This is a genomic window from Actinotignum vesiculae, assembly GCF_051267215.1.
Lineage (GTDB): Bacteria > Actinomycetota > Actinomycetes > Actinomycetales > Actinomycetaceae > Actinotignum > Actinotignum schaalii.
On record NZ_JBOZGG010000020.1, the window covers coordinates 23678 to 31981 of the forward strand.

Sequence of the window (8304 nt, forward strand, 5' to 3'; positions counted from 1 at the left end):
GCGTTTCAGAACGCTCGGCGGGCCCAATCCTACATTTTGCAACCTATCTGGGCTACATTTTGCAACGTACCCGGTCTACATTTTGCAACGTAGAGAGCCTACAAAATGCAACGTAAGGACTCTACATTTTGCAACCCACCCTCTAGACTAGTGTTATGGACACGGAAGCAGTTGCAGGAATTCCCTACCTTCCCCGGGCTCTGGACCGCCTGGTCACGCGGGCTCTCGCCTCGTCAGGCGCGCTAGTCATCGAAGGTCCGCGTGGCTGCGGAAAGACGATGACGGCACTGCACCACTGCGAATCCGCCATTTTCTTGGACACCCCGCAGGCCCAGCAGCTCGCGCAGATAGCTCCGGATGCGCTTCTGGAAGGCGAACGCCCTCGACTCCTCGACGAATGGCAGCTCAACCCCGAGCTGTGGAATATGGTGCGCCGGGCGGTGGATTTCTCCCCCGGCTTCGGAGATTTCATTCTCACCGGCTCCTCGGTTCCAGCAGATGACATTACGCGCCATACCGGCGCCGGGCGTTTCACCCGCATCCGCCAACGCACGATGACCTGGCAGGAAAAAGGGCGCAGCTCGGGCACGGTATCCCTCGACAAGCTCCTCGCTGGGGAGCCCGTTTCCCCGAACCTCAGCACGCCTTCTCTCGATTCCGTGATTGAGGCCCTGCTGCGCCCGGGCTTCCCCGGGATGCTTGAGCTGGAAGGCGAGGCAGCCGCCTTCGCACTCACCAGCTACCTCCAGGAGATTGCGCGTGCCGATATTTCTCGGATTATTACCTTGCGCCAGGATCCGCAACTCATCTTGCATCTGCTTCGGGCTCTGGCCCGCTCGGTGGCAACCGAGGTCTCCATCGCCACTCTCAAAAAGGATCTGGATGCAGTTTTCCCCGCGTCGAGCCGGCAAACGGTATCCACGCTTCTCGATACTCTCCAGCGGCTTTTCGTTGTTGAGGCGGTTCCAGCCTGGTCGGTTCGGCTCCGTTCTAAAGCCCAAGTGCGCCTGTCGCCCAAGTATCACCTGGCCGATCCGGCGCTGGCCTGCGCGGCACTTGCCGCGGATAGTTCCGCACTGCGGCGAGATCTAGAAACTCTCGGATTTATTTTTGAGTCCGCGGTTGTGCACGATCTCAGCGTTTTCGCCGAGACCCTGGGTGGGCACGTGCGGCATTATCGCGATTCCTACGGCCATGAAATCGATGCGGTACTGGAATTCCCGGGAGGCGTGTGGGCGGGCATCGAAGTCAAGCTCGGGGGCGGGCAGGTCACCCAGGGCGCGCACAGTCTCAAAAAAGCGGTCGCCCAAATTACACCCGAACGCGGCGAACCTGCTTTCCTTGCCGTCATTACCGGCACGGGAATAACAGGACCTGCGGACGACGGCGTTATCACTTTCCCGCTCAGCGCGCTGGGCCAGTAACGCTACGCATACTCATACCCACCCCCGGATTTTCAAGCATTTACAAGGATTTTCACGCCACATAACGGTTGACACCCCGCACTCCAGTCCATAAAGTTAGGGCCACCTAACCACTAGGTCGGGAGCCGGTTTCACGCCCCGGCCGCTAACGAAGGAGCATTGGTGAAACGCCGTGTCATGACCGTTGCCCTGAGCGCGCTCTGCGCCGGGTTACTGGCGAGCTGTTCCGCATCTTCCACCTCTACCGAATCACCTACCAGCTCGAGTAGCGCCAGCGCAGCTGCGTCGTCGGCCTCCCCCGCCACGGGCGATGCCGCAAGCGGCCCCATCACCGTGACCGATCAACGCGGCCACCAGGTGGAAGTCACGCGCCCGGTGCAAAAAATTGCCTCCGCGGTGATCCCCGCGCCCACCATTATTGCCGCGGTGGACGGCTCCTGGGACCGCATTGTTGGTATTAATGAGTCACTGCTGGTCGCCAATAAGCAGGGCATTATTTCGAAGATTTTCCCGGCGTCGGTGACCACCCCGGTGATCGCGGATCGGCAGTTCACCCCGAATATGGAAACCATTCTGGCGCAGGATCCGGACGTATTTATTCAGTGGGGTGACCGCAGCGAGGATCTTATTACTCCGATTGAGTCGGCCGGCATTCCGGTGCTCGGGCTCAAGTACGGCACCCAGGAAAATCTGGAAACCTGGATCAAGCTTTTCGGTGAGATCCTCGGCAAGGAAGATCGCGCCGCGCAGCTTATCGACTATATGCACAGCGAACAGGAATCGATATCCAAGCAGGTCGCAGCGCTGGGCAAGCCCAAGCCACGCGGGCTGCAGCTGAGCTACTCGGTGGAGAAAATGTCCGCGAATACCGAAAAGAGCTACGGGCAGCACGTTTTCGATGTGGCCGGAATTCAGAATATGGCCACCTCGGACGTGGTGCAGGATGGCATCGTTTCCCCGGAGCAAATCCTGGCCTGGGATCCGGAAATTATTTTCCTTTCCGCTTTCGATAAGGCCGTGCCCGACGATCTTTATAACGATCCGCGCCTCGCCGAAGTAAGTGCTATTAAGAATAAGCGCGTCTACCGCGCCCCGCTGGGCGTGTACCGCTGGCAGGTTCCGTGCGCGGAATCCCCGCTGTACTGGAATTACGTGGCAGCCCTCGCCTACCCGGGCGAATTTAAGGTCGATATGCCCGCGCTCATGCGCGAGAAGACGAAGTGGGTCTACAACTACGACCTCACCGACGAAGATATCGATCTGGTTCTGCGCACCGATATTAATGCCGGCAGCGCTAATTATGACGTTGTTCGCTAAATCCGCAGATTCAGCGGCCGCGGCCGGTGCGTCCGCCGCATCCGGTACGTCCGGTGCAGTGCCGGGAACGATGAGTACGACGACGGCGGGGGCTACCGCCCCCGCACCCGCGGCCAGCGCGCCAACCACAGCGGCAAGTACCATCGCCCGGCGCCGCACCGCGGCTTTCGCGGTGCTGCTCATCACCACCATCGCGCTGCTTGGCGCGATGGTGGTGGCGATGGGCATGGGCCAGCTCTCCATTAGCGCTCCGGACGTGGTGCGCATCCTCTTCTCGAGTCCGGATGATGTAGATCGCTCCGCACTGGTGGCCATTAACCAAATTCGGGCCCCGCGGGTCGTTCTTGCCGTGGTGCTCGGCGGGTGCCTGGCGGTTTCCGGCGCGGTACTCCAGTCCCTGTTCCGAAACCCGCTGGTCTCCCCCGATATTGTGGGGGTTTCTTCCGCGGCCGCCTTCGGTGGGGTGCTGGCGATCCTCGTGGGCACTTCGAGTTTTATTCTCATGGGATCCACCTTTGTATTCGGGCTCTCCGCGGTGGTCTGCGTCATGCTTATCGGGCGGATTCGCTCCCATTCGGCCACCCTCACCATCGTGCTGGCCGGCGTGGTCGTTTCCGCGTTCTTTAATGCCATGGTTTCCCTCATGACCTACGTGGCCGACCCGTACAGTAAACTCCCCTCGATTACTTTCTGGCTTATGGGATCGCTAGCTGCGGCGTCGTGGGCAAAAGTCACCACTATTATTATTCCCGTTATTATTGGGCTGATTGTGGTGGTGGCGCTGCGCTGGTGTATTAATGTGCTCTCGCTGGGCGATGAGGATGCCCGGGCGCTCGGTATTAATCCGAGTGCGATGCGCTGGGTGTGTATTTTCGCCGTCGCCCTTCTTACCGCGGCTTCGGTGGCCGCCGCTGGCATTATTGGCTGGGTGGGCCTGGTGATTCCGCACCTCGTGCGCCTGCTGGTGGGGCACGATAATCGCGTGGTTATCCCGGAATCCTTCCTCATGGGCGGGATGTATCTCCTTATTATTGACACGATTGCGCGCAATGCGACCTCGGTGGAAATTCCGGTGGGAATTTTGACCGCCACCATCGGAGCCCCGGTATTTATTGGGCTGCTTATTCGGCGCGCGCGGAAGGGGCGGGCTCTTGCTTAAAGCAGATAATCTTGGGCATCACTATCGCGGCGGCCCGTGGCTGTTCCGCGGGGTGGAGCTGGAGGCCCGCCCCGGCGAAGTACTCACGGTGCTCGGGCCGAATGCGCGCGGGAAAACTACCCTGCTGACCTGCTTGGCCGGGGTGCGCACCCCGGTGGAAGGCACCGTCCATTCCGACGGCCCCATCGGCTACGTGCCGCAATCCCACGCGGCAAACCACCAGTTCACCGTGCATGACATGGTGCTCATGGGCCGGGCCCGCACCATGCGAGTTTTCGCCAGCCCCTCGGCCGCCGATAGTGAAGCGGCCTGGGAGGCGCTCGAACGGGTGGGCATCGCACACCTGGGCGGGGCCACCTACGCGGAGCTTTCCGGCGGGCAACGCCAGCTCACGCTCATTGCCCGCGCCCTGGTCGCCACCCCGAGCACCCTCATTTTGGACGAGCCAACATCCGCCCTGGACCTGCGCAATCAGCGCCGCGTCCTCACGATTATTCGCACGCTCGCGGCCGAGGGCCTCGCCATAATTATGACCACGCACGACCCGGCGCATGCCTTCCTCACCTCGCGCACCACCCTCGTCATGGATGCCGACGACCTCTCCATCGGGGAAACCGCGCGCCAACTCACCGAAGCGCGACTGAGCACCCTTTATCGCACTCCGATTCGGGTCCGTGATGTTCCGGTTGACCGTGGCTCGCAATGCGTCGTCGTACCGGATTTTAGTGCGAACGACGACGCCGCCTCTTCCGCTTCCACACCACCCTCGCAAAGAAAGGACCACGATGGGTAATATCCTCACGATTATGAATACGGTGCGCGATGCGAGCACGCCACCCGATCTTATTGACACCTACGAGCTGCCCGGCACCCAGCTGGCCGATTACCGCGGAATTGTGGTGTCGATGGGCGCCGATCAGCTTTTCTTGGAAACTCAGCGCGAGCGCCTGAGCGCGTGGGTGCGCGCGGGCGGAAAACTGCTGGCCAATGGCCTGCCGATGCGGCGCTGGGTGGATGGGCTGCCGAGCCACCGAAAAATGGAATTTCACGGGCTCGATGATGTGTGGCTGAGCGCGGTGGAGCCGCATCCGATCTGGAAGGGCGTGGAGCGGCGCGATATGCTGCTGCGCACCGGCGTGCCCGGCCAGCATTCCTTCGAGGAATTACGTGAGATCGGGGTGGCCGGTTTTTACGCGCGTTCTTTCCTGGCTGAGCTGCCCGAAGGCGCGCGAGTGATCACCGGGATCGGCCCGGGTAAGCTGCCGGTGGACGTCAGCTACCGGCTGGGCGCAGGCGAAGTGATCGTCCACAACGGTAACGACCTCAGCGGTTTCGCTTTCCCGGGGACCTCCGCCGCCGGGCTACGCCGCGCCATCACCGAGTACCTGGAGAAGTAGCGATGAAGAAAATAGCATTTGTGCATACCGGTTCGTTTTTCCACCTCGCGACCGTCAAGGATCCGGCGGTGCGGGCACGCCCGGTCACCCCCGTGTACTGGCCGGATTATTCGGGAGATTTTTCGGAGTTCGACGCCGTCTATCTGGCGGCGCGTAATCACCCGGGTGTGGTGGCCGCGAAGCACGGCCAGGTGCTGGATTTCCTGGGGCAGGCCGGTAAAAAAGTATTTATCGATGGTATTAACCAGGTGGGTAGTTGGCTGCCGGGCACGTCTGAGACTCCGCGCGGCACGAATTTCTGGTCCTGGCGTACCGGCGAGGATCTGGGGCGGCGCTCGGTGAACACTGATCACCCGCTCTGGGAGTATCTTTCCGATGAGGCCGTCCACTGGCATTATCACGGGGTGCTCGCGCCTCCGGCGGGGGCGACGGCGTTGGTGGTACTCACGCAGGTGGAGCAGACCGGGCCGGGCGTGGATCCCTGGGGCGGCCATTATTTGGCGCTTCCCGATCACCCAAATATGCTGCTCTACCACGATAATGTGACTTTCCCGGCCGAGCTGGTGGTTTCCACGATGGACGCGACCTACCATCACGGGGCCGGCTTCATGCCGGGCGCCACGCAGTTGCTCTACCGCATGCTTGAGTGGCTCGGGGATTAGCGCTGGCGCGCGGCGCGGCCAGTGGCGCGGGCCAGTGGCGCGGGCCGGTGGCGCGGACTTCGGCGTGGCCGGGGCGACCCGGGCGGCCGGCGAGACCCGGGCGGCCGGTGCGGCCAGTGCCACCGGCGTGCAACGTTGGCTGTACGCGAGCGCGGCTCTTAGTCGAGAACGCAATCGGGTGGGCGTGCGAGATGTCGCGCGCCCACCTTTTCTATCCTCGGAGAAGATCCCAGAACTTCGCACGCACGAGGTCGCTAATATTGAAGTATCCAGAGGAAACGGCGCACCCGCCCAGAAGATCGAGGAGGATCCCTTGCTGGCTTCCGAATATGCCGAACTCATTGCCGAAGATACACAGACTCACCGCGAACGATTCAACGGTGCGAAGCCTCGCGACAATGGCGGCGCTACCTCACAACAAGCTTTTGAAACATTTATGACGTATCCAGATTTCCCCAAAGCAATGGGGATTCTCTGCGCATATCTGGAATTAACAGGTGGCTATAACGGTCCTATTCAGAATCTCGCGGTGAGCGCGCTTCCTGAACGCGGTGGCGCATACATGGGTTTCGTGGCATCCGCAGGGATGGAGGAACAGCTATTCACAGTATTCGATTCCGAGGGGCAGCTCCAAAGTTGGAGAGTTTCCCTTCGCATTGATGGGGACATCGAAACCGAATTCGCGAAGGAACTGGAAGAACGCCAGAACGAGGAATACTTTGAATTCCAATACGACGAGGTTCCCTATAAGTCTGAAGCGCTTTTCTTAGAGAGCGAAGATTTTGGGAGCTTTGATTTCTTACTCCGTTCACCTCTCCTGAGTACTGGCGTCGTCGAACAATTCGATTACATGCACTCGGTAATCGGGTACCGCAAGCGGCGCGCACAGTGGCATAACCCGTATCTGTGGAACTATCTCGGGAAGTGGCTCGGCAATAGCCCAGTAGCTCGCCTGTCTACAGAAAGTCCAGGGCTTGAACATCCTCATTATTCCGTTAGCGATCCAGTAGAAGAATGGCTCAATGAGCATGGTGATGACATCGTCGAATCAGAGTTTGATGTCACTGAGATCAGCGAAAAGATCCTACGCTGGGTGCGGGAACGCCCCGCACAACAACGGTTCCGGAAAAAGCTGCTGGAAACGAGAAAGACCTGTGAGGTATGCGGAATGGACCGGCCGGAGATTCTCGAAGCCGCACATATTGTTCCCAAGCACCTGGATTCACCCGACTCCAGCGACAATGGATTGCTACTGTGCCGGAACCATCACCGCGCCTTTGATATCGGCTGGTTACAGTACGACACTGCAGCGGCAACGCTCCGATGGAGCGAAGACTGCACCCCCTTCTAAAGTCCACTCGTAAAACGCAGCATCTTTTCTAGCCCGGCTTGACTACCATTTCAAGCCGGGCTAGAATTTTTCCTACCACCTACAAGAAAGAAGAAAACATGAATCGCCCCGTATTCAAAGCAAGCGCCGAACGTGCCGGTAAACAGTGGCACCTGGAATGCCATGCGGTCGATCATGTTTCAGAATGCCCGAAGCTCGATCAGGCTGAAGAGGTAATCCGGAGCGCTATCGCATCTCAAACTGGACTCGCGGCCGATAGTTTCGATACGTCCATCGATATCATCCTCCCCGAAGGTTTCGATATCCGAATTGCAGAAACATACCGCCTCCGCCACGAGGCGGAAGAACTCACCCGGCAGGCTGCGGCACAAACACGCAGCATTGCACTCGAACTTAAAGAAAACGGCCTAACTCTGCGCGATATCGGCGCAATTCTCGGAGTCTCGTACCAGCGCGCCGGCCAACTAACGAAAGGATAATTTCGATGCTTCTGACTGCATACAAGCCACCTGTCTTATGCCAGAATGATGGGACAGGAGGTCTTCCCATGAGCGTTTTTGACGTAGCCCAGTTTTTCGTTTCTCACTCAGCATCCGGCAGCTTATCCGCACCCAAACTGCAAAAACTGTGCTTCTATGCTTTTGGTTGGTACGGATACCAAACAGGCGAAGCCCTCTTCGATGATGCCTTCTACGCAATGGAGAACGGTCCCGTTGTAGGTGATCTACTTACTGCGTCTGCTTGCAGCGCAACTGTGGATCAAAAGCTTCTCGAAGAAGTCCATGCCGCTTGGGAAGAGGAACCCAAGGAGTTCGATCTTTACACCAGCGATATTCTGAAGGCAGTCTGGGATCGGTATGGTGACATGCCTTCTGAGGAACTGACCCGCGCTACACAGCAGGAGGAACCATGGATTGAGAGAGTGTCTAATGGTTTGTGTGTGAGGGTGAAAACCACCTAGGAGATAAACCAGAATGACTACCGTGAAACAAGA

9 protein-coding genes are annotated in these 8304 nt (G+C 59.3%); all 9 read left to right on the forward strand.

The features are described from left to right. Positions 1-155 precede the first annotated feature (155 nt). A complete protein-coding gene (locus ACRQHG_RS08895; protein ID WP_435719994.1) occupies positions 156-1424 on the forward strand; it encodes an ATP-binding protein in 1269 nt (422 codons plus the stop codon). A 162-nt stretch (positions 1425-1586) separates the two neighbouring features. Next, positions 1587-2741 carry an ABC transporter substrate-binding protein gene (locus ACRQHG_RS08900; RefSeq protein WP_435719995.1) on the forward strand — a complete coding sequence of 385 codons (1155 nt, stop codon included), beginning with the start codon at positions 1587-1589 and terminating at the stop codon, positions 2739-2741. Between the two features lie 70 nt (positions 2742-2811). Next, positions 2812-3900 (forward strand): FecCD family ABC transporter permease, encoded by a 1089-nt coding sequence (locus tag ACRQHG_RS08905; RefSeq protein ID WP_435719996.1) that lies wholly within the window; start codon positions 2812-2814, stop codon positions 3898-3900. Then, positions 3893-4693 carry an ABC transporter ATP-binding protein gene (locus ACRQHG_RS08910; RefSeq protein WP_435719997.1) on the forward strand — a complete coding sequence of 267 codons (801 nt, stop codon included), beginning with the start codon at positions 3893-3895 and terminating at the stop codon, positions 4691-4693. Before ACRQHG_RS08905 ends, ACRQHG_RS08910 begins: the two co-directional genes overlap by 8 nt. Beyond that, positions 4686-5297: a hypothetical protein gene (locus tag ACRQHG_RS08915; protein WP_435719998.1), complete on the forward strand. Its 612-nt coding sequence runs from the start codon at positions 4686-4688 to the stop codon at positions 5295-5297. The genes ACRQHG_RS08910 and ACRQHG_RS08915 overlap by 8 nt, the downstream gene beginning before the upstream one ends. Before the next feature lie 2 nt (positions 5298-5299). Then, complete coding sequence (locus ACRQHG_RS08920; protein ID WP_435719999.1) at positions 5300-5959, forward strand: hypothetical protein; 660 nt, start codon at positions 5300-5302, stop codon at positions 5957-5959. 34 nt (positions 5960-5993) lie between these two features. Continuing rightward, on the forward strand, positions 5994-7310 hold the full coding sequence (locus ACRQHG_RS08925; protein ID WP_435720000.1) for an HNH endonuclease: 1317 nt from the start codon (positions 5994-5996) through the stop codon (positions 7308-7310). A 98-nt stretch (positions 7311-7408) separates the two neighbouring features. Further along, on the forward strand, positions 7409-7789 hold the full coding sequence (locus ACRQHG_RS08930) for a hypothetical protein (protein ID WP_320753560.1): 381 nt from the start codon (positions 7409-7411) through the stop codon (positions 7787-7789). Positions 7790-7857: 68 nt separating this feature from the next. Further along, on the forward strand, positions 7858-8271 hold the full coding sequence (locus ACRQHG_RS08935) for a Panacea domain-containing protein (protein WP_435720001.1): 414 nt from the start codon (positions 7858-7860) through the stop codon (positions 8269-8271). Positions 8272-8304: the final 33 nt, after the last annotated feature.

What these genes read in the sequence shown, in the direction of transcription:
- ACRQHG_RS08915 (WP_435719998.1), top strand. Translation starts at nt 4,686, where the DNA reads ATGGGTAATATCCTCACGATTATGAATACGGTGCGCGATGCGAGCACG.
- ACRQHG_RS08935 (WP_435720001.1), top strand. Translation starts at nt 7,858, where the DNA reads ATGAGCGTTTTTGACGTAGCCCAGTTTTTCGTTTCTCACTCAGCATCC.
- ACRQHG_RS08930 (WP_320753560.1), top strand. Translation starts at nt 7,409, where the DNA reads ATGAATCGCCCCGTATTCAAAGCAAGCGCCGAACGTGCCGGTAAACAG.
- ACRQHG_RS08920 (WP_435719999.1), top strand. Translation starts at nt 5,300, where the DNA reads ATGAAGAAAATAGCATTTGTGCATACCGGTTCGTTTTTCCACCTCGCG.
- ACRQHG_RS08905 (WP_435719996.1), top strand. Translation starts at nt 2,812, where the DNA reads ATGAGTACGACGACGGCGGGGGCTACCGCCCCCGCACCCGCGGCCAGC.
- ACRQHG_RS08895 (WP_435719994.1), top strand. Translation starts at nt 156, where the DNA reads ATGGACACGGAAGCAGTTGCAGGAATTCCCTACCTTCCCCGGGCTCTG.